Here is a 24207-nt window from a genome sequence, read left to right as displayed (position 1 = left end):
TCAGGCCGCAGCCTGCTCGTCGGGGTAGGCGCACGGCACGCACACCCCGAGCGAGGCAGGGATGACGTAACCGGCGTCCATGCGGCACTGCGGGCAGGTGCGGCGGGCGGTGTTCGCCTTGGCCAGCGCCGCCCGCTTGGCCGGCGTCATCGGCCGCACCGGCTTGGCCAGCTCCTCGCGGTAGAGGTAGGCCACCAGCGGAGCGCGCCGACGGCGCGGGCGCTCGATCTGCGCGGCCACCTCCTGACCGCCTGGCCTGAGCCCCTTCGCGCGCAGTTGACGCAGGGTGGCCAGACCGTCAGGGGCGAGCCTCCAGGGATAGACAGGTATGGCGGCCATCAGCGGCCCGCGATGGCCAGCTCAGCCCCGCCCGTACCGGGATCACGGTGTTCGGCGTAGCGGGCGGAGACCCAGCCGACCGACCAGCCGCACAGCTCTGCAGCCGACCGCACCGACAGTTCCGCACTGAACGCGGCGGCCACGATCTGGCGGGCCTCTTCCTCCGGGAGCTTGCTCGCGGCCGGGCCGCGCTGAAGCAGCGCCGCGCGTTCACGCTCGGCCCGCTCCTCACGCTCAGCCTGTTCACGGCGTTCACGCTCGCGCCGCTCCGCAGCCTCACGGGTGCGGCGCTCGGCAGCGTCCCGCTCGGCGCGTTCACGCTCCCGCTCGCGCTGTTCACGCTCGCGTTCACGGCGTTCACGCTCCTCGCGCTCCGCAGCCTCAAGAGCGGTCCGCTGCTCGCGCTCCTCGCGCCAGCGCCGCTCCTCCCGCTCGGACTGTTCACGGGCCAAGGCAGCTTCGTGCTCACGCTGTTCACGGGCCAGCATCGCGGCGTGCTCGCGCTCCTCGCGGGCCTGCCGACGGGCGGCTTCCTCGCGCTCACGCACGGCCTGTTCGGCCCGCTCCCGCTCGGCCCGCTGCCGCTCCTCCAGCGCCGTCACGGCGTCGGTGATGGCGCGGCGGTAGGCCAGCCCGGTCTCTGCTGTGACGATCAGCAGCAGCGGAGCCACCGCATGCACGGCCACGCCGACCAGGTCTTTCTTCAGCGCAGAGTCGGCGGTGTTCAGCGCCAGGGTCATGGCGCCGGTCATCCACCGCAGCGTGATGGGCCACCGCCCGCCGTGCCCGCCCAACCGGGCCAGCACCGAATCCAGGCGGACCACGATCACCACCGCGGCATCCACCACCAGAGGCAGGATGGGCGCCGTCCAGGCCCACTTTTCGGGGGTGTGGGCGGACATCAGCGGCGTGACCGTGAGGACCGAATACAGCATCGCGCCGCACACGATCAGCCACGTGCCCACCGACAACGCCCGCTCCGCTGAACGGATCTGAACACCGTTCACGCGCCCACCCCCGTCCATGAGCGCACCCGGACGGCGGCGATCAGCGTCACCGGGGAAGCGGGGTCGTCGGGGTCGGCGCTGTACTCCGTCCACTCCCACTCAGCATCCGGAAGCGGCTCGAAACCCAGCACGCTGAGTGCGTCCGCGCGCTCCGTGAACGTCGGCACCGGCTCCGCCCGGTCGAAGCTGAACTCCGGCCACGGCGTGACACCCGCGTCGAGCAGGGCGACGTACAGGCGCCACCGCCCCTTGAACACGGACATCTGCGCCGTGAACGCCTTCACGCCGCCTCCCCCGAGGAGGCGCGGTTAGCCAGGGCCGCCCGCGCGGTCAGCACCCGGTGCAGCGCCTTGCGCAGCCGCCGCTTGTCCAGCTCAGTCGGCGTGCGGTCCATCAGCGCGATCCGCACGTCCAGCAACTCGACCTCCGCCTCGATCAGCGGCGTCTCGACGGCGATCGCGTCCAACTCCGCGGCCGTCGGCTCCTGGTCCAGCTCGGCCGAGTCGATCGCGGACGGCATGGGAAGGGGGAGAATCTTCATGGGTCGTTTGCTCCTTGGATGGGACGGCCCGAACAGCGCCCTCCGGATGCCGGTCCGGGGGGCGCCCGCCGTCTGACGGGAAGCCGCGCAGATAGCGCGACGGGTGTTGCTCAGCGCTCCACGACGGCCTTGGCCAAGTCGCGGTGCCGCACGCTCACGCAGTGCCCGGCGACCGTCAGCCGCTCGGCCAGCGCGAGAGCGAAGGTCGGGGCACGGTGCCGGCCGCCAGCGCATCCGTCGGCGACGGTCACGACTCCGGCACTCGGGCCGGAGGCGAACGCGGTGACGGCTGCGGCCGTGGCCTCCACCAACTCGTTGATGCCGGGAGTGCTCAGTACGGCGGCGCGTACCGGCGCGTCCATGGCGGTCAGATAGCGCAGCTCAGGCGCCACATGCGGGTCACGGAAGTGGTGACGCAGGTCGATCGTCAGATGCGCCGACGGCGGCGCATCGTGCAGGTAGCCGAAGGAAACGATCTCGACATCAGCCATTGGATGACTCCAAGAGGCGAAGGGGTGTTCCGGCTCCCCGCGCTCCCGTCCGTACGGCCCCGCTCACAGCGGGCGCGGACGGACGGGAGAGGCAGCCGGCCGCAGCGTCAGACGCTGCGAAACCAGGACGGACCAGGGATCTGAACGGGCGCCGCCGGCCGGTCCGTGACCGGCAGCGCCCAGGTATGTCGTCGGCTCACACCGACCTCCCGCAGAACGCAGGGACACGGCTTCACCAGCACGCCGTTGCCACGGCATACCGGCCCCGAGCCGGGAACGTCGGGCGCGTCATCGTCACTGCTCTGACGCCAGCAGGGCGGCGCGTACCAGGTGGCATCCGACGGGTTGTCCTCCCGCGAGGAAGGCATGATCCCGAGGGCTGTTCTCCAGAGCCGATACGCGGGGCAGGACACGTTCACCTGCCGCGAAGTGGCCGCCGACGGCCGTCACCCGGGCCGTTGCGGGGACGGGGACTCACCCCGTCGCACTTTGACACCCTGTTGAGTTCTCAATCAATCGGCGCTCCCTTCGTACTCACCCCTGCGGGCTTTCCTCCGGCACACCTTGTACGGCCGAACCGTACGGGTCACCCTATCCACCTTGTCTGGAGGAGTGCCCTGGGAAGAGATTGCATGAGGCTTACTTGGAGAGTCAAGCCCCCTGGTCTAACTTGTACGGAGGAGTCGGAGTAGAGGAGATGCCTTGGTGGCACGACGCGGTATGACGAAGGCGCAGGAAATCGCCTATGACCTGCGCGAACAGATCCTGTCCGGCGCGCTGTCAGGCGGTGAGGCCCTGCCGAGCGAATCCAAGATGATGAGCCAGTACGGCTACAGCCGAGAGACCATCCGCGCCGGCGTACGCCTCCTGATCGAGGAAGGCTTGGTCGTCACTGGACAGGGACAGGGCAAGTACGTCCGCGAGGACTACCCCCCGGTCGTGTGGAACTGGACGACGCTGGAGAGCCGGAGCCGCCACGCCAACGCAGTCGAAGGACGGACGGCCGGCGACCAGTGGGCGAGCGCAATCGCGGAGAACGGAAACGCTCCCCGCCAAGAGATCTCGGTATCCATCGTTGTGCCCCCGCCCCACGTCCGAGAGCGCCTTGGACTGCCCGCAGACGGATTGGCCGTGGTGCGCAAGCGCATCCGGTTCATAGACAACCGGCCCTATGCACTCGCCGACTCGTACTTCCCTCAGGAACTCGTGGTCGGCACCCCGTTGATGGAGCCCCGAGACGTCTCCGCGCCCGGCGGCATCCTCGCGTCCGTAGGACTCGTGCAAGCCAAGTACGTCGACGAAATCTCAGTCCGTATGCCGACTCACCAGGAAGCGGAGCAACTTGGCCTCCCCGCAGCTACTCCAGTCGCAGAGCACACCCGAACGGGCTATGACGCGGACGACCGTCCCCTCCGCTGCATGGTCACCATCCTCCCCGGAGACAGGCACAAGATCCTCTATGAAGTCAGTACGGACTGAGTTCCTCCGCCCCGCAGCAACGGCGGACGTACCCGCCCTCTTGGCTCTGCGCACGGAGGCCGAAGGGTGGCTACGCGCCAAAGGCACCGACCAGTGGAGCGACCCGGAGACGGGCGACCGGGCGATCTCGAAGTGGCGCGCGAGCATAGATGAGGGGCGCGCATGGGTCGTCGTTGGCGAGCATGACGAAGTGCTGGCCACTGTGAGCCGTGGCCCCGTCGACCGAGACTTCTGGACCGACGCCGACCGCCCCGAAACAGCGCTGTACCTCTACAAGCTCATCGTCGCCCGCAAAGCGTCCGGCCGGCAGCTCGGGACGCGGGTCATCGACTGGATGTCCCGCCTAGCGGCCCTGGAAGGACGGAACTGGGTCCGCATCGACACTTGGCGCACGAACACTGGGCTACACGCCTACTACGAGGGGCTTGGCTTCAGGCACGTCCGCACGGAGGCGCCGGCGCATCGGCTCTCGGGGTGGCTCGCTCAGCGGCAGGCGGGAGAACTAGCCATGCCGAACGACCTGTTGCCTGTACACCCCATCATCGAGGAACGGAGCGAGGCTGTGTCCAATCCCGGAGTGCCCCACCAGAGGGGCTGATGCGCGGGTTTAGCGCCTTCGGGTCTACAGCACACCGGGGGCGCCGGCTCGCGGAGAGCATGAAGCGCTATTTGTAACGGATTGGTAACGTTCTGTGTGGATGAAACGGAACGCGATGGCAACGTCCCGGGGGTTGTCGCGCACTTGGCCATGGGGTCCGGCGCGCGTGGATGTGACCGGGTCGGCTGCCCGCTTGGTCGCGCCTTCCGTGGACGCGGCATCGGTGACCGCGTGACCTGCGAAGTCTTCCGCCGTAATGTCAAAAGCATTGCAATGCAATGCATTGCTAGGGTAGATAAAACCCCAGCTCAACCCCACCCTAATGCAGCCATAGGTGCATGACGCTTTCGCAAATTAGCAAAGACTGACTCGGGTGCGGAGCGACCGGCGCTTGCCTCACTCTGGGCAGGTATCGGGGCGGCGTGGCCGACGAAAGGCGGCCCCCGGGTCAACGGGAGCCGCCCTGACCTTGTCCGTTGGGAGAGAAAGGTCAGTGGTGACACTACCGACTGAGTCGCAGGGGTTAACTTCGGGCGCGAACGACGGTGCGCCCTCAGTGTCTGAGGGGGCGTCGCAGAAACGCTGGAAGAGACGGCGTTGGCTTGTGCTTGCCAGCCTTGCCGGTCTAGGGGGCGCCGTCCTGGTGCTTGTTTGCCTGCTGCCTTCTCTGGCTGTTCCGATCGGAACAGCTACCGGTGTCGTAGCCCTGGTTGTTGACAGGACTCAGTTGCTCGGTGGAGGGCGACGCGAGGGCGAGCCGTAGATTTTGCTGTCTGGGCGCTGAGGTGGCCCGGAATGATGAGGCCTGCTTCCCCCAGGTGTCCCCCAGCCGCATCGCGCGGGTGCAAACCCCCAGGTCACAAGTGGTGGACCCGGCCCGCTGTAAATCTGCCGGCTCAGCCTTCCCAGGTTCGAATCCTGGCGCCGCCACACGGGAACGAGAGCCCGTGATCTGTGAGAGCAGATCACGGGCTCTCGTCGTTTGCGTTGTCCTGAGCCACCCTTCGCTAGAATCGAACGCATGAGCGATAGCTTGGGGATGCAGGAATGACCGGCCCGGGTGCGGGTCCCGGTGGGGCGGACGATGCTGGAGCCATGGCCGGGAAGCGACCCATCATCGTGCATCTGCCGTCCCCGACCGGTGGGCGCCGGGTCCGTGTGGACGGCGAGATCCTCGGTCTGGCGCACAGCGTGCGGGACCTGGTGGAGTTCCTGCGCCGCGCGGGGCTGGAGATCGAGCCGGAGCAGGTGGCCGACTCGCCCCTGATCGACTGGCGCGGGGTGGGGCCCGACCGCTGGGAGGCCGAGACCCGCACCTGAGGCGCTGTGCCCCGCACTCGTCCGCGGGGCACACTGACGACATGTCCTCCCGACGCAGAACCTGTCCCGTGTGCCGCCGCGACATCGCCGTCGTGGCGGGCCGTTTCGCGCGGCACGACCCGCCCGGGGCGCGGGAGAACGGCGAGCTCGTCTCCTGCGCCGGGTCGCGGCAGCAGGCGCAACTCGGCGCGGTCCAGCAGGCGTTGGACGGCTACGCCGTGCCGGAGTTTCCCGGGCAGTTGCCCCTGTTCTGACGTGGTGGATGCTTACGGGGTGACAGCGGGCGGTGCAACGCGGCCCGTTGAGGGCCGCGACCGTTCAACGGGCGGCGGCCCGCCTCAGTTCCCGGCCACCGACTTCACCGCGACCGACACCGGCTGCGACCCGCTGATGAGTTCCAGCGTCAGGCCGGTCGTCGCCGGGGTGTCCACCAACTCCGCGAGTACGGCCGCCACGTCGTCCCTCGGGACCATCCCACGCCCGGTGTGCGCCTCCAGCCGGACCTGGCCGGTACCGGCGTCGTCCGTCAGCGAGCCGGGCCGCAGGATCGTCCAGTCCAGGGCCTCCTGACGGGACACGTACGCGTCCGCCTCGCCCTTGGCCCGCAGATACACGTCGAAGACGTCGTTGCCCTGGTGCGCGGGATCCGCGCCCATCGAGGAGACGACCAGAAAGCGGCGTACGCGCGCGCGTACCGCCGCGTCCGCGAACAGCACCGCCGCGCCCTTGTCCACCGTCTCCTTGCGGGCCGTGCCGCTGCCCGGGCCCGCGCCGGCCGCGAAGACCGCCGCGTCGGCGCCCTGCAGATGCGCCGCGACCTCCTCGACCGAGGCGGACTCCAGGTCGAGCAGGACCGGTTCGGCCCCGGCCGCTCGCAGGTCGGCGCCCTGCTCCGACCTGCGGATGATGCCCGCGACCTCATCTCCGCGCGCGGAGAGCAGGCGCTCCAGCCGCAGCGCGATCTGACCATGACCACCAGCGATGACAATGCGCATGATTCCGACCGTACGCCCGAGGGGGCGCATCCGCCGCACGAGTTGACCGGCATGGCCGGAGCACGCCGGGCGCGCGCCCACGCCCCCGCGCCAGACGTGCACAACGAGCGCAGAGCGCGCGCTCGTAACCGCGCGCCCGGTGCCCACTCGGAGCGCCCCGCGCCCCATCACTGCTCCACAGCGCTGGCCTCTACGGCCCCTGGCCTTCAAGGCATCCAAGCGCCCTCGGCTCCCCGCGCCCCCACACGCAGCTCCCCGCATCCCCCTCACAGCGCCCCGCGCCCCTCACGACAGTTCGCCCCGCCCCTGCCGGGGCAGCCCCAGCTCCGCTGCCGCCGCCGAGTTGCAGTACTCCCGGACCGCGCTGGTGCGGGCGACCACGCGCCCCCGGTGGACCACGATGCGGCTGTAGGCGAGGGAGAGGGCGCCGGGCAGGTGGGTGCCGCGTACGGCCAGCAGGTCGGCCGGGAAGCCCGCCTCCACGCGTACCTCCGGCAGGCCCAGGACCGCGCGGGCCGAGGTGCTCACGGCGTCGTAGGCGTCCTCCGGGCGCAGGCCGTGGGCGGAGGCGAGGAGGTAGGCCGCTTCCAGGGGATCGCCGCGGCCGACGGGGTTGGAGACGTCCCGCAGGGCGCCGCTGCCGGCCGCCACCCGTACCCCGGCCGAGCGCAGCAGCCGTACCGGAGGCGTGTCCCGGCGCTCGGCGGCGCAGCAGCCGCCCTGGGGCAGGCACACCACCGTGACGCCGGCCGCCGCGAGCTGGTCGGCGGCGCGCGAGGCGCTCTCGGTGGGCAGGCGCCCGAGACCGGCGCACGGCCCGATCGTCACGCCGGGGCGCAGGCCCCCCGCCATGGCCGCGAGCCGGGACAACCGGGCCGGGTCGGCGGCGTCCGTGTGCAGATCCACCGGGCACCCGTGCTCGGAGGCCACCTCCAGGACCGCCTCGACATAGCCCGCGGGATCGGGGTCCAGGTCCGGGCAGCCGCCCACCACGGAGGCGCCCATCTTCAGCGCGTCACGCAGCATCGCGAGCCCGTCCGCGCCCGCCACGCCGGTCAGCAGCCGCGGGGTGGCCACCGTCGTCAGCTCCGCGAGCCCCCGCAGCGACCGCCGCGCCTGCAGGACGGCGCCCAGCGCGCCGAGTCCCTGGACGTCGCCCACTCGCACGTGCGCGCGTACCGCCGTCGCCCCGTGTCCGAGCTGCAGCAAGGCCGCCTCCGTCGCCCGGCGCTGGACGTTCTCAGGCGCGTACGACACCGGGCCGGGCGCCTCGGCGGACAGGGCGGTGTCGGCGTGGGCGTGCGGTTCGGCCGGGGCCGGCAGGAGCAGATAGCCGCTGAGGTCCACGCGCGTGGTGCCCGTACGGGCCGGGCCCGGTGCCAGGCTGCCCGCCGTGCCCACCGCCTCGATGCGCCCGCCGCTCAGCCGTACGTCCACGGTCCGGCCGTCGGTGAGCCGTGCCCCGCACAGCAGCAGGGCGGCCGGGTCGGGCTGTCCCGAGGGGCCCGGGGAGTTCGACGGCGGATGTGGCTGCGGCTGGCTGTCGGGCATCGCGCTCCAGGGTCGGGGCCGGGGGCTCGGGGCGGACCCGCGTGACGCGGGGGCGCGGGCCCCCAAGATCACGCAGAGTGAGTCGAGCCTAGGGTGGCGAGCCGCGCGGGACGCGCAGGAGCGCAATAGTCGTACCGGTGTGGTCCGCCCATGGCGGTACACGTGTCGCCCGCCCGCGTGGCCCCGCCTCGGTCCTGTCGTGCCCACGCGCGCGTGGGCGTCGACCCACTGTTCCCACGGATGCCCACGCGCGCGTGCCCGGCGCCGGGATACGTCTCAGGAGGCGGCTGTGCGGGCTGAGATGGGGGGTGTGACGGGCCGCCGGATACGGATTTGGGTGAACGGCGGCGGACCGTGTAATGTCTTCATCGCTCGCCCCAATAGCTCAGTCGGCAGAGCGTCTCCATGGTAAGGAGAAGGTCAACGGTTCGATTCCGTTTTGGGGCTCTGGTGTGAGAGGTTCCCGCCGAAAGGCGGGGCCCGATCGCATCAAAGCGGTGTAGCTCAGTCGGTAGAGCAAGCGGCTCATAATCGCTGTGTCACCGGTTCAAGTCCGGTCACCGCTACTGACAGTAGCCGATTGCGGGGTCGGTCCTTCGATCGGCTACTCTTTCTTGCGTTAAATCAGTCCATCCGTTCGTCTTAGGAGCACTCACGTGGCTGCCACCGACGTCCGCCCGAAGATCACGCTGGCCTGCGTGGAGTGCAAGGAGCGGAACTACATCACCAAGAAGAACCGGCGTAACAACCCGGACCGTCTTGAGATGAAGAAGCACTGCCCGCGCTGCAACGCGCACACTGCGCACCGCGAGACGCGCTGAACAGGGTTCAACAGGCTCGTACGTGAGGCCGTCCCCTTCCGAGGGGGCGGCCTCACGGCGTTTCACCGGCCGGTTTACGGCTAATTTGGGGCCATCACAGCAGACATCAGGAGGTGCCGGGCATGGCGCTCGACCAGTCCTTCGTGGGACGGACCTACCCGCCCACCGCGCCCTACGAGGTGGGCCGGGAGAAGATCCGCGAGTTCGCCGAGGCGGTGGGAGAGGCCAACCCGGTGTACACGGACCCGGAGGCCGCGAAGGCGCTCGGGCATTCCGATGTGATCGCCCCGCCGACGTTCGTGTTCTCCATCACCTTCCGGGCCGCCGGCCAGGTCGTCGAGGACCCGCAGCTCGGCCTCGACTACAGCCGCGTGGTGCACGGCGACCAGAAGTTCGCCTACAACCGCCCCGTGCGCGCCGGAGACCGGCTCACGGTCACCTCCACCATCGAGGCGATCAAGTCCATGGCGGGCAACGACATCCTGGACATCCGCGGTGAGGTGTACGACGAGGCGGGCGAGCATGTCGTGACCGCCTGGACCAAGCTCGTGGCCCGCGCGGCCGAGGAGGCGTGAGGACCTGATGACGGCGAAGATCGCGTACGACGACGTCGAGATCGGCACCGAGCTGCCGGCCCAGACCTTTCCTGTGACCCGTGCCACGCTCGTGCGCTACGCGGGCGCCTCCGGGGACTTCAACCCGATCCACTGGAACGAGAAGTTCGCCAAGGAGGTCGGCCTGCCGGACGTCATCGCGCACGGCATGTTCACCATGGCCGAGGCGATCCGCGTGGTCACCGACTGGACCGGGGACCCGGGCGCGGTCGTGGAGTACGGCGTCCGCTTCACCAAGCCCGTCGTCGTGCCGAACGACGACAAGGGCGCCCAGATCGAGGTCAGCGGCAAGGTCGCGGCCAAGCTGGACGACAACACCGTCCGCGTGGACCTGACGGCGACCAGCGGCGGCCAGAAGGTGCTGGGCATGTCCCGGGCGGTCGTACGACTGGCCTGACGGCAAGCGCGCAGTGGTTGAGGTAAGGGGCGTCCTCCATGGTGGGGCGCCCCTTACGCATGCCCCGTGCCGAAGACCTCTTGCCAAGTTAGTGATTGAGTACTAACTTCCTTCTTGTGGTCAGGATGAGTGCAGAAGAGCGGCGCGAGAGCGTCATTCGCGCGGCGATCGCGGAGTTCGCGCAGAGGGGCTACTACGGCACGTCCACGGAGGCGATCGCGAGCCGCGTGGGCGTATCGCAGCCGTACCTCTTCCGGCTCTTCGCGGGCAAGAAGGCGATCTTCGCCGCCGCGTCGCTCCGCTGCGTGGAGGACACCTGCCGGGTCTTGGGGGAGGCGGCCGAGGGGCTGGAGGGTGAGGAGGCCCTGCATGCCATGGCGAACGCCTATGTGCGGCTGATCACGGAGCAGCCCGAGAGGCTGCAGATGCAGATGCAGACCTACATCACGGTTGCGGCGGCCGAGGCGGAGGGTGATCACGAGTTCGGTGAGGCGGTACGGGCCGGCTGGATGAAGCTCTGGGACACCGTTCACCTGCCGCTGGGGGCGGACGACAACGACACCACGACCTTCCTGGCGTACGGAATGCTCATCAACACCCTTGCGGCCATGGGGTTTCCGCCCGAACACCGGGTCTGGCAGGGGATGTATCCGTCGGCCCGGATCACCGGCCGGCTGGAGAAGTAGCGGAACGAGGCGGATTGCCCTGCCTCTTTTCCTGCGCCAAAAAGTTAGTAATCAATGACTAACTAGATCACTCTCTGGGGGACAGATGTCACAGCAGAACGCACTGAGCACAGGACGCGGGGGCGCCGCCTGGACCCTCGTCATCACCAGCGTCGCCGGATTCATGGCGGCCCTCGACAACCTCGTCGTCACCACCGCCCTGCCATCCATCCGCAAGGACCTCGGCGGGGCGCTGGACGACCTCGAATGGACCGTGAGCGCCTACACGCTCACCTTCGCCGTGCTGCTGATGTTCGGCGCCGCGCTCGGTGACCGGTTCGGGCGCCGCCGGCTCTTCATCGCCGGACTCACCGTCTTCACCGGCGCCTCCGCCGCCGCGGCCATGGCGCCCGGCATCGGCGCGCTGATCGCCGCCCGCGCGGTGCAGGGCGTCGGCGCGGCCGTGATGATGCCGCTCACGCTGACCCTGCTGACCGCGGCCGTGCCCGCCGCCAGGCGCGGGATGATGTACGGCATCTGGGGCGCCGTCAACGGCCTCGCCGTCGCCTCCGGACCGCTCATCGGCGGCAGCCTCACCGAGCACGTCTCCTGGCACTGGATCTTCTGGCTGAACGTTCCGCTCGGCCTGGCCGTGCTGCCGCTCGCCCGGCTGCGGCTCGCCGAGTCCCACGGCACCGGCGCCCCGCTCGACGTCCCCGGCACACTGCTCGCCAGCGGCGGGCTCTTCGGGATCGTCTACGGCCTGGTCCGCGGGCCCGCCGACGGCTGGACCGACACCGTGGTCCTCACCGCGATGTTCGCCGGTGCCGCGCTGCTGGCCGGGTTCGTTCTGTACAGCTCGCGCGCGGAGAACCCGATGCTCCCCATGCGGCTGTTCCGCTCCCGCGCGTTCTCCGGGATCAACGCGGCCAGTCTGCTGATGTTCGTCGGGATGTTCGGCTCGATCTTCCTGCTCAGCCAGTACATGCAGGGCGTGCTCGGCTACTCGCCCACCGAGGCGGGCCTCAGGATGCTGCCGTGGACCGGTATGCCGATGCTCGTCGCGCCGGTCGCCGGCATCCTCTCCGACCGCCTGGGGGGCCGTCCCGTCGTCGCCGCGGGCCTGTTCCTGCAGGCCGTCGGGCTCGGCTACATGGCCGTCGTGGCCACCGTGGACGCCTCCTACGCCGCCCAGCTGCCCGCCCTGATCGTCAGCGGGGTCGGTATGGCCCTGTACTTCGCACCGGCCGCCAACCTCGTGATGTCCAGCGTCCGCCCGCAGGAGCAGGGCATCGCCTCCGGCGCGAACAACGCGCTGCGCGAGGTGGGCGGTGCGCTCGGTATCGCCGTGATGTCGTCGATCTTCTCCGCGCGGGGCGGTTACGAGAGCGCACAGAGCTTCGTGGACGGCCTGCGGCCCGCCCTGGTCACCGGTTCGGCGGTGGTCGCCGCGGCGGCGCTTGCCGCGCTGGTGATACCGGCCCGCCGGAGCGCGGGTCCGCTGGGTGCGGAGGAGGAACAGGCGTCCGGACGGGGCGTGGAGACCGGCTCCCCGACAGCCGTGCCGGTTGCGGGGACCGAGGCGCTGGAGACCGGGTCGCTGGAGTCGTCGGCTCGCTGATCCGGAGCCTCGCCCAAGGGAGCCGACGTAGACCGCGGGAGGGCGGCGCGTTCCCCGTCGTGCGCACGCGCGCGTGGTCCTGCTGTGGGGCCACGCGCGCGTGCGTGTGCGCGCCGCGGCTGCCGTCCAGCCGCCGGTGGACCGGCAACGGCGGTCTCCAGGCTCCCTGGCGGGTGTGCGGGGCTGTCGTAGGTGTCTCGTAGTCTTGGGGCCGTGCAGGTACTCCACGACGCCCCCCTCGCCCCGCTGACCACCTTCCGGCTGGGCGGTCCCGCGACGCGGCTGGTCACCGCCGTGACCGACGCCGAGGTGATCGACGCTGTCCGCGAGGCCGACGACAGCGGGACGCCGTTGCTGGTGATCGGCGGCGGATCGAACCTGGTCATCGGCGACAAGGGCTTCGACGGCACCGCCCTGCGCATCGCCACGCGCGGTGTGGAGCTGCGCGGTACGACGCTGGAGCTGGCCGCCGGTGAGGTGTGGACGGACGCCGTCGCCCGCACGGTCGAGGCCGGGCTCGCCGGGATCGAGTGCCTGGCCGGCATCCCGGGCTCCGCGGGCGCCACGCCGATCCAGAACGTGGGTGCCTACGGCCAGGAGGTCTCCTCCACCATCACCGAAGTGATCGCCTACGACCGGCACGCCGGCCAGACGGTCACGCTGACGAACGAGGAGTGCGCCTTCTCGTACCGCCACAGCCGTTTCAAGGCCGACCCCGCGCGCTATGTCGTGCTGCGCGTCCGCTTCGGGCTGGAGGACGCCGGCGGGCTGTCCGCGCCCGTCAAGTACGCCGAAGCCGCCCGCGCGCTCGGCGTCGAGCCCGGCGCCCGGGTGCCGCTGGCCGACGCCCGCGAGACCGTGCTGAAGCTGCGCGCCGGCAAGGGCATGGTCCTCGACCCCGAGGACCACGACACCTGGTCGGCCGGGTCCTTCTTCACCAACCCGATCCTCACCGACGGGCAGTTCGCCGCGTTCCACGCGCGCGTGCGGGAGCGGCTGGGAGAGGGCTTCGAGCCGCCCGCGTACCCGGCGGGTGCGGGCCGTACGAAGACCTCCGCGGCCTGGCTGATCGACAAGGCCGGCTTCACCAAGGGTTACGGCACCGGGCCCGCCCGCATCTCCACCAAGCACACCCTCGCCCTCACCAACCGGGGCGAGGCCACGACCGAGGACCTGCTCGCCCTGGCCCGCGAGGTCGTCGCCGGCGTCCACGAGGCCTTCGGGATCACGCTGGTCAACGAGCCGGTCACGGTGGGCGTCAGCCTCTAGGCACAGGGGCCCGGAAAACCGCTAGTACGCCACTCCCACTCCCTGCTTCACCGTCCCCTGGTCGTCGATCATCGACAGCATGGCGTGGGCGACGTCCGCGCGGGCGATGAAGCGGCCCTTGCGCGGGAAGCCGCCGATGACGGTGCGGTAGCGGCCGGTGAGCGGCTTGTCCTGGAGGCGCGGGGGGCGTACGGACGTCCAGTCCGTGCCGCTGCGGGCCAGCTCGGCCTCCATCTCGCTCAGATCGGCGTAGACGTCCTTCAGGACGGCACTGACGATGCCGCGCATCCCGCGGTCCAGGGGGCTGTCGCTCTCGGGTGCGGGGCCGACCGGGCCGGCGCTGACCACCAGCAGCCGTCGTACGCCCTCCGCCTCCATGGCGCGCAGGACCGTCCGGGTCAGCCGGGTGGCGACCCCCGCGTCCTTGCGGCTGCGGGCGCCCAGGCCGGACAGGACGGCGTCCCGGCCCGCGACGGCGGCTCGCAGCGGCTCCGGGTCGGTCAGGTCGGCCCGGAACACCTCCAGCGTGTCGCCGGTGACCTCCAGCCGGGCCGGATCACGGACCACGGCGGTGACCCGGTGGCCCGCGTCGAGCGCTTGCCGGACGAGCTCCCGGCCGATCCCGCCGGTGGCGCCGAAAACGGTGAGGTTCATGAGTGCTCCCGTGCTGCTCGGGATTGGTGGGTAAGTATTCACTCACCCCTGCTGGCTCTAGAGTGGGTAAGCACTCACCCACCCGTCAAGCCCGATTGGACGTCCCATGGAGCCGAAGCCGGCGCGAGTCCGCATCCTCGACGCCGCCCACGAGCTGATGCTCACCGTCGGACTCGCCCGCGCCACCACCAAGGAGATCGCGCGCGCGGCCGGCTGCTCGGAAGCGGCTCTCTACAAGTACTTCGACAGCAAGGAGGACCTGTTCGTCCGGGTGCTCGCCGAGCGGCTGCCCCGCCTCACCCCGCTGCTCGGCAGCCTCGCCGCCGAACCGGACCGGGGCACCCTGGCGGGCAACCTCACCGAGATCGCCCGCCAGGCCGCCCTGTTCTACGAGCAGAGCTTCCCGATCGCCGCCTCCCTGTACGCCGAGACCCAGCTCAAGGAGCGCCACTTCGAGGCCCTGCGCGAGCTCGGCTCCGGCCCGCACCGGCCCATCCAGGACCTGGACGCCTACCTCCGCGCGGAACAGGCCGCCGGCCGTGTCCGTGCCGACGCCGACACCTTCGCCGCCGCCTCCCTGCTGCTGGGCGCCTGCGCGCAGCGCGCGTTCGCCTACGACGCGGCCGGCACGGGGGAGCGGCCGCCTGTCGACGCGTTCGCCGCGCGGCTCGCCAGGACGCTGCTGGGCGGAATCTCCGTTGCCGAGGAGCCCTCACAGTCGCGACCCTGAGGCCATGAGGCGCACATGCGGCTGAGGCTGCGCGAGTTCAGATTCCGGACGGGGCCCCACGAGCACCGGGTCGTCCAGCCCTGGCGGCCCCTGCGCCACACGTCGCTGCGCGCCCCCGACCCCATCGGGTGGCTGCTCGGCGACCACGACGGGCTGAACCGGCTCGCCGGACTGTTCTCCTTCGCCGCGTACTCCCGGCACACGATCGTGCACCTGCCGCTGCGCGACGGCGTGCCCCCCGACGAGGGCGTCGGCGACACCGTCGACCTCGTCCTCGCGCACCACACCCTCGGCCTGCGCCCCAGCCAGTGGCCCGAGCTGCGTCGGAGGCTGCGCCACGGCACCCCGCTGACCGCCCGCACCGACGAGGCACGCACCGCGCGGGACGCCGCCGCCTGGCGCGCCCGCCAGGGCCGTGCCGGCTTCCGGGACGAGCTGCGGCACGCCACGCACGCGCGTACGTTCTTTCTCCTCGGCAGCCGAGACGTGTTCGCCGAGACAGCCGGCTGGTTCGCCCGTGCGGCCGGCCACGGGCCGTACCAGAAGCGCGTCGCCGAGGGGCGTATGACGCTGATGGGGGAGATCCCGGCGCTGGTGCAGCCGCCCGGCGGCGGGCACCCCCTCGACGTGCTGATCTGCTTCAAGCCCTATCCGCCGTACGCCCACTTCAGACGGCCGGGCGAGCCCCTCAGGAGGCCGGGCGGGCCAGCCACTCGTCCACGCCGGCCAGCAGCCGCTCCCTGACGTCCTCCGGCGCGGCCGAACCCCGCACCGACTGGCGGGCCAGCTCGGCGAGTTCGGCGTCCGAGAAGCCATGGGAGTGCCGGGCGATCTCGTACTGGGCGGCCAGCCGGGAGCCGAACAGCAGCGGGTCGTCGGCGCCGAGGGCCATCGGGACACCCGCCTCGAAGAACGTGCGCAGCGGGACGTCCTCGGGCTTCTCGTACACGCCGAGCGCCACGTTCGACGCCGGGCACACCTCGCAGGTCACCTGCCGGTCCGCAAGCCGCTTCAGCAGCCGCGGGTCCTCCGCCGCGCGCACCCCGTGCCCGATCCGGGAGGCGTGGAGGTCGTCCAGGCAGTCCCGGACCGAGGCCGGGCCGGTCAGTTCGCCGCCGTGCGGGGCCGACAGCAGGCCGCCCTCGCGCGCGATGTGGAAGGCCCGGTCGAAGTCCCGCGCCATGCCGCGCCGCTCGTCGTTGGAGAGCCCGAAGCCGACCACGCCCCGGTCCGCGTACCGCACCGCCAGCCGGGCCAGCGTGCGCGCGTCCAGCGGGTGCTTCATGCGGTTGGCGGCGACCAGGACGCGCATGCCGAGCCCGGTCTCGCGGGCCGTCGTCTCCACCGCGTCCAGGATGATCTCCAGCGCCGGGATCAGCCCGCCCAGCCGGGGCGCGTACGACGTCGGGTCCACCTGGATCTCCAGCCAGCCCGAGCCGTCCTTCAGGTCCTCCTCGGCGGCCTCCCGGACCAGGCGCCGGATGTCCTCCGGTTCGCGCAGGCAGGAGCGCGCCGCGTCGTACAGCCGCTGGAAACGGAACCAGCCCCGCTCGTCGGTGGCCCGCAGCTTCGGTGGCTCGCCGCTGGTCAGCGCGTCCGTCAGGGCGTCGGGCAGGCGTACGCCGTACTTGTCGGCCAGTTCCAGCACGGTGCCCGGCCGCATCGAGCCGGTGAAGTGCAGGTGCAGATGGGCTTTCGGCAGCTCAGAGAGGTCACGTACACGCTCCATTGGAGGATCCTGCCGTACACACCTGTCACACCGGTAGCCGTTTCCCCGTACGTGGTCTTGCTCGCACGTACGAACGAGGGGCACCTACTAGTCGCCAGTAGGTGCCCCTCGTCCAAAAATGGACCGCTCAGACCGGTCGGACCACTCAGTCCCTGGCCTCCGCCAGCAGCTTCTGCATCCGGCTCACACCCTCGACGAGGTCCTCGTCACCGAGCGCGTACGACAGCCGCAGATAGCCCGGCGTGCCGAAGGCCTCGCCCGGGACGACCGCGACCTCGGCCTCCTCCAGGATCAGCGCGGCCAGCTCGACCGAGTTCTGCGGGCGCTTGCCGCGGATCTCCTTGCCGATGAGGGCCTTGACCGACGGGTAGGCGTAGAAGGCGCCCTCGGGCTCCGGGCAGAGCACGCCGTCGATCTCGTTGAGCATCCGCACGATGGTCTTGCGGCGCCGGTCGAAGGCCTCGCGCATCTTCTCGACGGCGGACAGGTCACCGGAGACGGCGGCCAGGGCGGCCACCTGGGCCACGTTGGAGACGTTCGACGTGGCGTGCGACTGCAGGTTCGTCGCGGCCTTGACGACGTCCTTCGGGCCGATGACCCAGCCCACGCGCCAGCCGGTCATGGCGTACGTCTTCGCCACACCGTTGACCACGATGCACTTGTCGCGCAGCTCGGGCAGCAGCGCCGGCAGGGACACGGCGGCCGCGTCGCCGTAGACCAGGTGCTCGTAGATCTCGTCGGTCAGCACCCACAGGCCGTGCTCCAGGGCCCAGCGGCCGATCGCATCGGTCTCGGCCTCGGAGTACACCGCGCCGGTCGGGTTGGACGGGGAGACGAAGAGGACGACCTTGGTCTTCTCCGTGCGCGCCGCCTCCAGCTGCTCCACCGTGACGCGGTAGCCGGTGGTCTCGTCGGCCACGACCTCCACCGGGACACCGCCCGCGAGACGGATCGACTCGGGGTACGTCGTCCAGTACGGCGCCGGGACGATGACCTCGTCGCCCGGGTCGAGGATCGCCGCGAACGCCTCGTAGATGGCCTGCTTGCCGCCGTTGGTGACGAGGATCTGCGATACGTCCGGCTCCCAGCCGGAGTCGCGCAGCGTCTTCGCGGCGATCGCGGCCTTCAGCTCGGGCAGGCCGCCGGCCGGGGTGTAGCGGTGGTACTTGGGGTTCTTGCAGGCCTCGACGGCCGCCTCGACGATGTAGTCCGGGGTCGGGAAGTCGGGCTCGCCGGCGCCGAAGCCGATCACCGGACGCCCGGCGGCCTTCAGGGCCTTGGCCTTGGCGTCCACGGCGAGGGTGGCGGACTCGGAGATCGCGCCGATTCGGGCGGAGACCCGGCGCTCGGTGGGAGGGGTTGCAGCGCTCATGGGGCCCATCGTTCCAGACCGGAAATGTCCCCGGCACACGGGTTTCACAGACTGAACAGCCAGGGGGCGGCACGTGAACACGGGTCCGAATCCGGGCCCCGTTCGCCCCTCCGGCCAGGACGATCTTCGGCCACCCTCCCTCGGACGGGCAGTTTCTGTTCGACGCCGGGGCGTGGACCACGTACACTCTGTCCTCGTTGGCCATCAACAGCCGCCGCCGCAACCGGTGCACACCCCGCACCCGGTCGGATGCGGTACGTTGGGGGACACACAAAGGGTCGTAGCTCAATTGGTAGAGCACCGGTCTCCAAAACCGGCGGTTGGGGGTTCAAGTCCCTCCGGCCCTGCTACACACACCGCCAGGATGTGTGCGCATGTACGTACTGCAATGCACCGCCGTGCGGCTCCAGAAACCGGGCGCGGCACGGCCATGACCCGGGACCAGGTGAGGACGCATGACGGACGCCGTGGGCTCCATCGACACGCCTGACGCCCAGGACGAGCTGTCCGAGTCCAAGAAGAAGGCCCGCAAGGGCGGCAAGCGCGCCAAGAAGGGCCCGCTGAAGCGCTTGGCCACCTTCTACCGCCAGATCATCGCGGAGCTCCGCAAGGTCGTCTGGCCGACTCGTAACCAGCTGACGTCGTACACCACCGTGGTGATCTTCTTCGTCGCCATCATGATCGGCCTGGTGACCGTGATTGACTATGGGCTCAACCACGCGGCCAAGTACGTCTTCGGCTGAGCCAAGAGCGAAGGGCGCCGTGGTACCGGCGCCCGTTTTCGCATGTTCCACCCCTATGTATCCAGGAAGAAGCAGCCACCGTGTCTGACCAGAACCTGAACGACGCCGTCGAGCCGGACGAGTCCGTGGATGACGAGCTCGACATCGTCGAGGGCGCGGACGAGGAGCTGGACGAGGTCGAGGCTGCCGACGCCGAGGCGGGCGAGCCGGCCGAGGACGCCGCGCTGCACGTCGAGGACGAGGACGAGACCGAGGACGCCGAGTCCGCCGAGGAGGCCGCCGTCGCGGAGGCCGCCGAGGAGGAGCCGGCCGCGCCCGTCGACCCCGTCGAGGCCCTGCGCGAGGAACTGCGCACTCTGCCCGGCGAGTGGTACGTGATCCACACCTACGCCGGTTACGAGAACCGCGTGAAGACCAACCTGGAGCAGCGCGCCGTCTCGCTGAACGTCGAGGACTACATCTTCCAGGCCGAGGTGCCGCAGGAAGAGGTCGTCCAGATCAAGAACGGCGACCGCAAGACGATCAAGCAGAACAAGCTGCCGGGTTACGTCCTTGTCCGCATGGACCTGACCAACGAGTCCTGGGGCGTCGTCCGCAACACCCCGGGTGTCACGGGCTTCGTCGGCAACGCCTACGACCCGTACCCGCTGACCCTGGACGAGATCGTCAAGATGCTCGCCCCGGAGGCCGAGGAGAAGGCCGCCCGCGAGGCCGCCGAGGCCGAGGGCAAGCCCGCTCCGCAGCGCAAGGTCGAGGTCCAGGTGCTGGACTTCGAGGTCGGCGACTCGGTCACCGTCACCGACGGCCCGTTCGCCACGCTGCAGGCGACCATCAACGAGATCAACGCCGACTCCAAGAAGGTCAAGGGCCTGGTGGAGATCTTCGGTCGCGAGACCCCGGTCGAGCTGTCCTTCGACCAGATCCAGAAGAACTAGTCCATTTCTGGATGTCGCTCTTCCGTGCAGGTCAGGCGGGCTGCCTCAGCCGGTCTGACCTGCTCGGTTTTCAGCCGCGCATCTATACCCGTTATCGTTGTGCGGTATGCCTGCGTGAGGACTCGGTCCTCGCGCGGGCATGGACCCGAATGAAAGGACCCGGAGAGTAATGCCTCCCAAGAAGAAGAAGGTCACGGGGCTCATCAAGCTCCAGATCAACGCCGGTGCGGCGAACCCGGCCCCGCCGGTCGGCCCCGCGCTCGGTCAGCACGGCGTCAACATCATGGAGTTCTGCAAGGCCTACAACGCCGCGACCGAGTCGCAGCGTGGTTGGGTCATCCCGGTGGAGATCACGGTCTACGAGGACCGTTCCTTCACCTTCGTCACCAAGACCCCGCCGGCCGCGAAGATGATCCTCAAGGCTGCTGGTGTCGAGAAGGGCTCCGGCGAGCCGCACAAGACCAAGGTCGCCAAGATCACCGAGGCGCAGGTCCGCGAGATCGCCCAGACCAAGATGCCCGACCTCAACGCCAACGACCTGGACGCCGCGTCGAAGATCATCGCCGGCACCGCCCGCTCCATGGGCATCACGGTCGAGGGCTGACCTCACCCCCCAGTAGTCATGCGGCCGTAGCCGGTCGCACGTGGCAGGGCCTGCTCGGCCCAGGGACCACGACTCCTTACAGAACACACAGGAGCAAGTTGTGAGCAAGCGCAGCAAGGCTCTCCGCGCTGCGGACGCCAAGGTCGACCGGGAGAAGCTGTACGCCCCGCTCGAAGCCGTCCGTCTCGCCAAGGAGACCTCCACGACCAAGTTCGACGCCACCGTCGAGGTCGCCTTCCGTCTGGGTGTCGACCCGCGCAAGGCCGACCAGATGGTCCGTGGCACCGTGAACCTTCCGCACGGCACCGGTAAGACCGCCCGGGTCCTGGTCTTCGCGACCGGTGACCGTGCCGAGGCCGCGCGTGCCGCGGGCGCCGACATCGTCGGCGCCGACGAGCTGATCGACGAGGTCGCGAAGGGCCGTCTGGACTTCGACGCCGTCGTCGCCACCCCGGACCTCATGGGCAAGGTCGGCCGCCTCGGCCGCGTCCTCGGCCCGCGTGGTCTGATGCCGAACCCGAAGACCGGCACCGTGACCCCGGACACCGCCAAGGCTGTGACCGAGATCAAGGGCGGCAAGATCGAGTTCCGCGTCGACAAGCACTCGAACCTGCACTTCATCATCGGCAAGGCGTCCTTCGACGACGCCAAGCTGGTGGAGAACTACGGCGCCGCGCTGGAGGAGATCCTCCGTCTGAAGCCGTCCGCCGCCAAGGGCCGCTACATCAAGAAGGCCGCGGTCAGCACCACCATGGGCCCCGGCATCCAGGTCGACCCGAACCGCACCCGCAACCTCCTCGTCGAGGAGGACCCGGCCGCCGTCTGAGCCTCCCGCTCAGCCCGGTAGCCGCGTCAGGGACGCGTGAACAGAGGGCGGGCCCCGCAACCTTCCAGGTGCGGGGCCCGTCCTTTCTTCGTACGAGCTTTCTTTGTGGGGCCTTTGGCACGACTGTCAGTGCCCTGGGCTACGGTGCAGGGCACACGACTTGCAACAGGGGTGGGACCAGATGAAGAGCACGACCGTTCGCCGTACGGCCCTTTCCATAGCGGTGGTCGCCGCGCTGACCTCCGTGGCAGCCTGCGGCTCCTCCTCGGGCTCCGGCAAGAGTGACAAGGCCGCCGGCGGCACCACGATCCACATCAGCCCGATCGCCGCCGTGCTGCGCACCGCCGAGCAGTCCACCGACAAGGCGGAGTCGGCGAAGGTGCGCTCCACCATGGCCATCGGCGACGTGATGTCGATGTCGGGGAACGGCGTCATGCGCTGGGGCAACGGCCTCACCGGCAGCCTCACCATCACCTACACCGGCGGCAAGATCGCCGAGGCCATGCACAGGGTCGGTGCGGCGCCGTCGCTGCAGGCCCGCTACCTGCCGGACGCCTACTACGCGAACCTGGGCGGCGCGTCCGCCGAGCGCCTGGGCGGCAAGCACTGGATCAAGTACTCGTACGACCTCCTCGCCCAGGTCAGCGGCGCCTCCGGGTCGTACGTGAAGGACCAGATCCGCACCGCCACGCCGAACCAGTCCGTGAAGCTGCTGCTGGCCTCCGGTGACGTCAAGAAGGTGGGCGAGGAGACGGTCGCCGGCGTCCACACCCGGCACTACTCGGGCACGGTGAACATCGCCGACCTGGCGGGCAAGAACAGCAACATCCGCGCGGACCAGCTGGCCGCCCTGAAGAAGCAGCTCGACCAGGCGGGCATCACCACCGAGACCGTCGACATCTGGCTCAACGACCAGAACCTGCTGGTGAAGAAGGTCGAGAAGGGGGCCACGGCCAAGGGCGAGATGACCAACACCGCCTACTACAGCGACTACGGCGTACCCGTCACCACCGAGGCCCCGCCGGCCGCCGACACGCTGGACTTCGCCAAGCTCATGAAGTCCAGCGGCGGCCTGCCCAGCGGCACCGCCACGGGCAGCAGCACCAGCACGGGCAGCGGGATCAGCACGACGTCCTGACCCGATTTGCCTGGGCGGGGGGCCGTCCCGTACTCTCCTGAAGAAGCCAAAGACCGCTGGTCGTTGCCGCGCGTTCGAATGAGCGCGCGGTGGCCGAAGGATCCGCTGAAAAGTGGGCGACCCGCGCAGGTGACAGTGGAAGAGCTCCCGGAGTGCGCGCGCCGAGCGCGTGTGCGGCCGGTCGAGTCCGCCCCGTGCACCTGCGCCGGGGCGTTTATTTTTGCCCAGTCCTCCTTCGGGTCCGCGCGGTCAGAATCACCCGGAAGGAGGCCGAGGCTCTATGGCGAGGCCCGACAAGGCTGCCGCGGTTGCCGAGCTGACGGACAAGTTCCGCAGCTCCAACGCCGCCGTGCTGACCGAGTACCGCGGTCTCACCGTGGCGCAGCTCAAGACGCTGCGCCGGTCGCTCGGTGAGAACGCCCAGTACGCCGTGGTGAAGAACACGCTGACCAAGATTGCGGCCGACGAGGCCGGGATCACGCTGCCGGGCGAGCTTTTCGCTGGTCCGACCGCCGTCGCCTTCGTCACCGGTGACCCGGTGGAGTCGGCGAAGGGTCTGCGTGACTTCGCCAAGGAAAACCCGAATCTCGTCATCAAGGGCGGTGTCCTTGACGGCAAGGCGCTGTCCGCCGACGAGATCAAGAAGCTTGCGGACCTTGAGTCCCGCGAGGTTCTGCTCGCCAAGCTGGCGGGTGCCATGAAGGGCAAGCAGACGCAGACTGCTCAGCTCTTCCAGGCGCTTCCGTCGAAGCTCGTCCGCACCGTGGACGCGCTTCGCGCCAAGCAGGACGAGCAGGGCGGTGCCGAGTAATTCGGCTCGCATCATGACCGCCGCCGTCAGGCAGTGGTCGTAGCGGGCCGACGTACGCCCGCCTTACCCAGTACATCCGGCACCAGCCGAACTTAGTGGAAGGAAAGCCATCATGGCTCTCACCCAGGACGAACTGCTCGCCGAGTTCGAGGGCATGACCCTCATCCAGCTCTCCGAGTTCGTGAAGGCGTTCGAGGAGAAGTTCGACGTCACCGCCGCTGCGGCGACCGTCGTTGCGGGCCCGGCCGGTCCGGCCGCCCCGGCCGAGGCCGTCGAGGAGAAGGACGAGTTCGACGTCATCCTCACCGGCGCCGGCGAGAAGAAGATCCAGGTCATCAAGGTCGTGCGTGAGCTGACCTCCCTCGGCCTGAAGGAGGCCAAGGACCTGGTCGACGGCACCCCGAAGCCGGTTCTGGAGAAGGTCAACAAGGAGGCCGCGGACAAGGCCGCCGAAGCCCTCAAGGGCGCCGGCGCGTCCGTCGAGGTCAAGTAAGACCTTCGCGACCGCATGAACGGCCCCCTGGGGCTGTAACGCGAACGCACCGAAGGGCGATCATCCATCCGGGTGGTCGCCCTTCGGCGTTCCCCGGGGTCGGGCCCGGGCTGCCTTGCACCTGTGTTCGTGAGGGGTAAGGTGATCTTCGTCGTGTCTCCGGATGCCCTGGCTCGGGCAAGGGGGGCCTTGACGAACCGCACGCAGCGCGCAATTCTCAGGACGCGTCGCCACAAGGATCCGAATCCGAGGCATGGATCGGCGACGAAGAGGGCAGTATCAACGTGCGTTGAGGGCAGGCATGCCGAGGGCGTTGACGAAGGCGTTGAGAACAACGAGGGTCGCAAGGGTCTCTGGAACCCGGGACTGGACATCAGTGTGCCAAGTGGCTACACTGACCCTTTGCGCTGCCTGTTAGCTGTCCCCTGCCCGTCACCAGGGGTCTGCCCTCACTCGAACGCCGA

At 69.8% G+C, this 24207-nt stretch carries 29 protein-coding genes and 3 tRNA genes; 22 read left to right on the top strand and 10 right to left on the bottom strand.

Going from position 1 to position 24207, the window contains the following annotated elements:
* From O1G22_RS17350 to O1G22_RS17330, 5 genes are all read right to left on the bottom strand, one after another.
* Positions 1-339 (bottom strand): RRQRL motif-containing zinc-binding protein, encoded by a 339-nt coding sequence (locus O1G22_RS17350; RefSeq protein ID WP_270082169.1) that lies wholly within the window; start codon positions 337-339, stop codon positions 1-3.
* Positions 339-1346: a DUF2637 domain-containing protein gene (locus O1G22_RS17345; protein ID WP_270082168.1), complete on the bottom strand. Its 1008-nt coding sequence runs from the start codon at positions 1344-1346 to the stop codon at positions 339-341. The genes O1G22_RS17350 and O1G22_RS17345 overlap by 1 nt, the downstream gene beginning before the upstream one ends.
* Entirely contained in the window at positions 1343-1630 is a 288-nt protein-coding gene (locus O1G22_RS17340; RefSeq protein ID WP_270082167.1) for a DUF6303 family protein, read from the bottom strand. Before O1G22_RS17340 ends, O1G22_RS17345 begins: the two co-directional genes overlap by 4 nt.
* Positions 1627-1887 carry a DUF6284 family protein gene (locus O1G22_RS17335; protein WP_270082166.1) on the bottom strand — a complete coding sequence of 87 codons (261 nt, stop codon included), beginning with the start codon at positions 1885-1887 and terminating at the stop codon, positions 1627-1629. The genes O1G22_RS17340 and O1G22_RS17335 overlap by 4 nt, the downstream gene beginning before the upstream one ends.
* A gap of 110 nt (positions 1888-1997) precedes the next feature.
* A complete protein-coding gene (locus O1G22_RS17330; protein ID WP_270082165.1) occupies positions 1998-2378 on the bottom strand; it encodes a RapZ C-terminal domain-containing protein in 381 nt (126 codons plus the stop codon).
* A 720-nt stretch (positions 2379-3098) separates the two neighbouring features.
* Here O1G22_RS17330 and O1G22_RS17325 point away from each other — a divergent pair.
* From O1G22_RS17325 to O1G22_RS17310, 4 genes are all read left to right on the top strand, one after another.
* Positions 3099-3857, top strand: coding sequence for a GntR family transcriptional regulator (locus O1G22_RS17325; protein WP_270082164.1), 759 nt, complete (start codon positions 3099-3101; stop codon positions 3855-3857).
* Complete coding sequence (locus O1G22_RS17320) at positions 3838-4455, top strand: GNAT family N-acetyltransferase (RefSeq protein WP_270082163.1); 618 nt, start codon at positions 3838-3840, stop codon at positions 4453-4455. The genes O1G22_RS17325 and O1G22_RS17320 overlap by 20 nt, the downstream gene beginning before the upstream one ends.
* Positions 4456-5550: 1095 nt before the next feature.
* The gene (locus O1G22_RS17315; RefSeq protein WP_031167006.1) at positions 5551-5775 is read left to right on the top strand and encodes a hypothetical protein; all 225 of its coding nucleotides are present in this window, start codon (positions 5551-5553) and stop codon (positions 5773-5775) included.
* A 41-nt stretch (positions 5776-5816) separates the two neighbouring features.
* Positions 5817-6029 carry a hypothetical protein gene (locus tag O1G22_RS17310; RefSeq protein ID WP_225100465.1) on the top strand — a complete coding sequence of 71 codons (213 nt, stop codon included), beginning with the start codon at positions 5817-5819 and terminating at the stop codon, positions 6027-6029.
* Positions 6030-6113: 84 nt separating this feature from the next.
* Here O1G22_RS17310 and O1G22_RS17305 read toward each other — a convergent pair whose 3' ends face one another.
* Together O1G22_RS17305 and O1G22_RS17300 are read right to left on the bottom strand one after the other, a co-directional pair.
* Positions 6114-6770, bottom strand: coding sequence for an SDR family oxidoreductase (locus tag O1G22_RS17305; RefSeq protein ID WP_270082162.1), 657 nt, complete (start codon positions 6768-6770; stop codon positions 6114-6116).
* Between the two features lie 285 nt (positions 6771-7055).
* The gene (locus O1G22_RS17300) at positions 7056-8321 is read right to left on the bottom strand and encodes an amidohydrolase family protein (protein WP_270082161.1); all 1266 of its coding nucleotides are present in this window, start codon (positions 8319-8321) and stop codon (positions 7056-7058) included.
* A gap of 374 nt (positions 8322-8695) precedes the next feature.
* Here O1G22_RS17300 and O1G22_RS17295 point away from each other — a divergent pair.
* The 8 genes from O1G22_RS17295 to O1G22_RS17260 all read left to right on the top strand — a co-directional run bounded on the left by O1G22_RS17295 (position 8696) and on the right by O1G22_RS17260 (position 13708).
* Positions 8696-8768, top strand: a tRNA-Thr gene (locus O1G22_RS17295).
* A 46-nt stretch (positions 8769-8814) separates the two neighbouring features.
* Positions 8815-8887: transfer RNA gene (locus tag O1G22_RS17290), tRNA-Met, on the top strand.
* 90 nt (positions 8888-8977) lie between these two features.
* Positions 8978-9142 carry a 50S ribosomal protein L33 gene (gene rpmG, locus O1G22_RS17285; protein ID WP_003948671.1) on the top strand — a complete coding sequence of 55 codons (165 nt, stop codon included), beginning with the start codon at positions 8978-8980 and terminating at the stop codon, positions 9140-9142.
* A 122-nt stretch (positions 9143-9264) separates the two neighbouring features.
* The gene (locus O1G22_RS17280) at positions 9265-9717 is read left to right on the top strand and encodes a MaoC family dehydratase N-terminal domain-containing protein (RefSeq protein ID WP_270082160.1); all 453 of its coding nucleotides are present in this window, start codon (positions 9265-9267) and stop codon (positions 9715-9717) included.
* Positions 9718-9724: 7 nt separating this feature from the next.
* Positions 9725-10153, top strand: coding sequence for a MaoC family dehydratase (locus tag O1G22_RS17275; protein ID WP_270082159.1), 429 nt, complete (start codon positions 9725-9727; stop codon positions 10151-10153).
* A 116-nt stretch (positions 10154-10269) separates the two neighbouring features.
* Positions 10270-10839 carry a TetR/AcrR family transcriptional regulator gene (locus tag O1G22_RS17270; protein WP_270082158.1) on the top strand — a complete coding sequence of 190 codons (570 nt, stop codon included), beginning with the start codon at positions 10270-10272 and terminating at the stop codon, positions 10837-10839.
* Positions 10840-10924: 85 nt separating this feature from the next.
* On the top strand, positions 10925-12439 hold the full coding sequence (locus tag O1G22_RS17265) for a DHA2 family efflux MFS transporter permease subunit (RefSeq protein WP_270082157.1): 1515 nt from the start codon (positions 10925-10927) through the stop codon (positions 12437-12439).
* A gap of 213 nt (positions 12440-12652) precedes the next feature.
* A complete protein-coding gene (locus tag O1G22_RS17260) occupies positions 12653-13708 on the top strand; it encodes a UDP-N-acetylmuramate dehydrogenase (protein ID WP_270082156.1) in 1056 nt (351 codons plus the stop codon).
* A gap of 21 nt (positions 13709-13729) precedes the next feature.
* On the opposite strand, the gene O1G22_RS17255 is transcribed toward O1G22_RS17260, so the two are convergent.
* Positions 13730-14362 carry an NAD(P)-dependent oxidoreductase gene (locus tag O1G22_RS17255; protein WP_270082155.1) on the bottom strand — a complete coding sequence of 211 codons (633 nt, stop codon included), beginning with the start codon at positions 14360-14362 and terminating at the stop codon, positions 13730-13732.
* A gap of 106 nt (positions 14363-14468) precedes the next feature.
* Here O1G22_RS17255 and O1G22_RS17250 point away from each other — a divergent pair, with 106 nt between their 5' ends.
* Both O1G22_RS17250 and O1G22_RS17245 read left to right on the top strand, forming a co-directional pair.
* Positions 14469-15092, top strand: coding sequence for a TetR/AcrR family transcriptional regulator (locus O1G22_RS17250; protein WP_270082154.1), 624 nt, complete (start codon positions 14469-14471; stop codon positions 15090-15092).
* A 15-nt stretch (positions 15093-15107) separates the two neighbouring features.
* Entirely contained in the window at positions 15108-15836 is a 729-nt protein-coding gene (locus tag O1G22_RS17245) for a hypothetical protein (RefSeq protein WP_270082153.1), read from the top strand.
* On the opposite strand, the gene O1G22_RS17240 is transcribed toward O1G22_RS17245, so the two are convergent.
* Together O1G22_RS17240 and O1G22_RS17235 are read right to left on the bottom strand one after the other, a co-directional pair.
* Positions 15781-16821 carry an adenosine deaminase gene (locus O1G22_RS17240; RefSeq protein WP_270082152.1) on the bottom strand — a complete coding sequence of 347 codons (1041 nt, stop codon included), beginning with the start codon at positions 16819-16821 and terminating at the stop codon, positions 15781-15783. The two genes, O1G22_RS17245 and O1G22_RS17240, sit on opposite strands and share 56 nt — an antisense overlap.
* Before the next feature lie 145 nt (positions 16822-16966).
* Complete coding sequence (locus tag O1G22_RS17235; protein ID WP_270082151.1) at positions 16967-18193, bottom strand: pyridoxal phosphate-dependent aminotransferase; 1227 nt, start codon at positions 18191-18193, stop codon at positions 16967-16969.
* A 274-nt stretch (positions 18194-18467) separates the two neighbouring features.
* Here O1G22_RS17235 and O1G22_RS17230 point away from each other — a divergent pair.
* The 8 genes from O1G22_RS17230 to rplL all read left to right on the top strand — a co-directional run bounded on the left by O1G22_RS17230 (position 18468) and on the right by rplL (position 23743).
* A tRNA-Trp gene (locus O1G22_RS17230) sits at positions 18468-18540 on the top strand.
* A gap of 108 nt (positions 18541-18648) precedes the next feature.
* Positions 18649-18936 carry a preprotein translocase subunit SecE gene (gene secE, locus O1G22_RS17225; RefSeq protein WP_225100442.1) on the top strand — a complete coding sequence of 96 codons (288 nt, stop codon included), beginning with the start codon at positions 18649-18651 and terminating at the stop codon, positions 18934-18936.
* Between the two features lie 80 nt (positions 18937-19016).
* Positions 19017-19871 (top strand): transcription termination/antitermination protein NusG, encoded by an 855-nt coding sequence (gene nusG, locus O1G22_RS17220; RefSeq protein ID WP_270082150.1) that lies wholly within the window; start codon positions 19017-19019, stop codon positions 19869-19871.
* Positions 19872-20040: 169 nt separating this feature from the next.
* Entirely contained in the window at positions 20041-20475 is a 435-nt protein-coding gene (gene rplK / locus O1G22_RS17215) for a 50S ribosomal protein L11 (protein ID WP_031167035.1), read from the top strand.
* Between the two features lie 100 nt (positions 20476-20575).
* Positions 20576-21301, top strand: a complete 726-nt coding sequence (rplA, locus tag O1G22_RS17210; RefSeq protein ID WP_225100439.1) for a 50S ribosomal protein L1 — start codon at positions 20576-20578, stop codon at positions 21299-21301.
* A 181-nt stretch (positions 21302-21482) separates the two neighbouring features.
* Positions 21483-22439, top strand: coding sequence for an SCO4651 family lipoprotein (locus O1G22_RS17205; protein ID WP_270082149.1), 957 nt, complete (start codon positions 21483-21485; stop codon positions 22437-22439).
* Between the two features lie 280 nt (positions 22440-22719).
* On the top strand, positions 22720-23250 hold the full coding sequence (gene rplJ, locus O1G22_RS17200) for a 50S ribosomal protein L10 (protein WP_225100436.1): 531 nt from the start codon (positions 22720-22722) through the stop codon (positions 23248-23250).
* A 109-nt stretch (positions 23251-23359) separates the two neighbouring features.
* On the top strand, positions 23360-23743 hold the full coding sequence (gene rplL, locus O1G22_RS17195) for a 50S ribosomal protein L7/L12 (protein WP_225100579.1): 384 nt from the start codon (positions 23360-23362) through the stop codon (positions 23741-23743).
* The last annotated feature ends 464 nt before the right edge of the window (positions 23744-24207 follow it).

Source organism: Streptomyces camelliae (genome assembly GCF_027625935.1).
Taxonomy (GTDB): domain Bacteria; phylum Actinomycetota; class Actinomycetes; order Streptomycetales; family Streptomycetaceae; genus Streptomyces; species Streptomyces camelliae.
This window is presented reverse-complemented; position numbering and strand designations above follow the sequence as displayed.

Excerpts from the sequence above, each read along its gene's own strand:
- O1G22_RS17350 (WP_270082169.1), bottom strand. The coding sequence starts at position 339 with ATGGCCGCCATACCTGTCTATCCCTGGAGGCTCGCCCCTGACGGTCTG.
- O1G22_RS17335 (WP_270082166.1), bottom strand. The coding sequence starts at position 1,887 with ATGAAGATTCTCCCCCTTCCCATGCCGTCCGCGATCGACTCGGCCGAG.
- O1G22_RS17330 (WP_270082165.1), bottom strand. The coding sequence starts at position 2,378 with ATGGCTGATGTCGAGATCGTTTCCTTCGGCTACCTGCACGATGCGCCG.
- O1G22_RS17325 (WP_270082164.1), top strand. The coding sequence starts at position 3,099 with ATGACGAAGGCGCAGGAAATCGCCTATGACCTGCGCGAACAGATCCTG.
- O1G22_RS17320 (WP_270082163.1), top strand. The coding sequence starts at position 3,838 with ATGAAGTCAGTACGGACTGAGTTCCTCCGCCCCGCAGCAACGGCGGAC.
- O1G22_RS17315 (WP_031167006.1), top strand. The coding sequence starts at position 5,551 with ATGGCCGGGAAGCGACCCATCATCGTGCATCTGCCGTCCCCGACCGGT.
- O1G22_RS17310 (WP_225100465.1), top strand. The coding sequence starts at position 5,817 with ATGTCCTCCCGACGCAGAACCTGTCCCGTGTGCCGCCGCGACATCGCC.
- O1G22_RS17305 (WP_270082162.1), bottom strand. The coding sequence starts at position 6,770 with ATGCGCATTGTCATCGCTGGTGGTCATGGTCAGATCGCGCTGCGGCTG.
- O1G22_RS17300 (WP_270082161.1), bottom strand. The coding sequence starts at position 8,321 with ATGCCCGACAGCCAGCCGCAGCCACATCCGCCGTCGAACTCCCCGGGC.
- O1G22_RS17280 (WP_270082160.1), top strand. The coding sequence starts at position 9,265 with ATGGCGCTCGACCAGTCCTTCGTGGGACGGACCTACCCGCCCACCGCG.
- O1G22_RS17275 (WP_270082159.1), top strand. The coding sequence starts at position 9,725 with ATGACGGCGAAGATCGCGTACGACGACGTCGAGATCGGCACCGAGCTG.
- O1G22_RS17265 (WP_270082157.1), top strand. The coding sequence starts at position 10,925 with ATGTCACAGCAGAACGCACTGAGCACAGGACGCGGGGGCGCCGCCTGG.
- O1G22_RS17255 (WP_270082155.1), bottom strand. The coding sequence starts at position 14,362 with ATGAACCTCACCGTTTTCGGCGCCACCGGCGGGATCGGCCGGGAGCTC.
- O1G22_RS17250 (WP_270082154.1), top strand. The coding sequence starts at position 14,469 with ATGGAGCCGAAGCCGGCGCGAGTCCGCATCCTCGACGCCGCCCACGAG.
- O1G22_RS17245 (WP_270082153.1), top strand. The coding sequence starts at position 15,108 with ATGCGGCTGAGGCTGCGCGAGTTCAGATTCCGGACGGGGCCCCACGAG.
- O1G22_RS17240 (WP_270082152.1), bottom strand. The coding sequence starts at position 16,821 with ATGGAGCGTGTACGTGACCTCTCTGAGCTGCCGAAAGCCCATCTGCAC.
- O1G22_RS17235 (WP_270082151.1), bottom strand. The coding sequence starts at position 18,193 with ATGAGCGCTGCAACCCCTCCCACCGAGCGCCGGGTCTCCGCCCGAATC.
- secE (WP_225100442.1), top strand. The coding sequence starts at position 18,649 with ATGACGGACGCCGTGGGCTCCATCGACACGCCTGACGCCCAGGACGAG.
- rplK (WP_031167035.1), top strand. The coding sequence starts at position 20,041 with ATGCCTCCCAAGAAGAAGAAGGTCACGGGGCTCATCAAGCTCCAGATC.
- O1G22_RS17205 (WP_270082149.1), top strand. The coding sequence starts at position 21,483 with ATGAAGAGCACGACCGTTCGCCGTACGGCCCTTTCCATAGCGGTGGTC.
- rplJ (WP_225100436.1), top strand. The coding sequence starts at position 22,720 with ATGGCGAGGCCCGACAAGGCTGCCGCGGTTGCCGAGCTGACGGACAAG.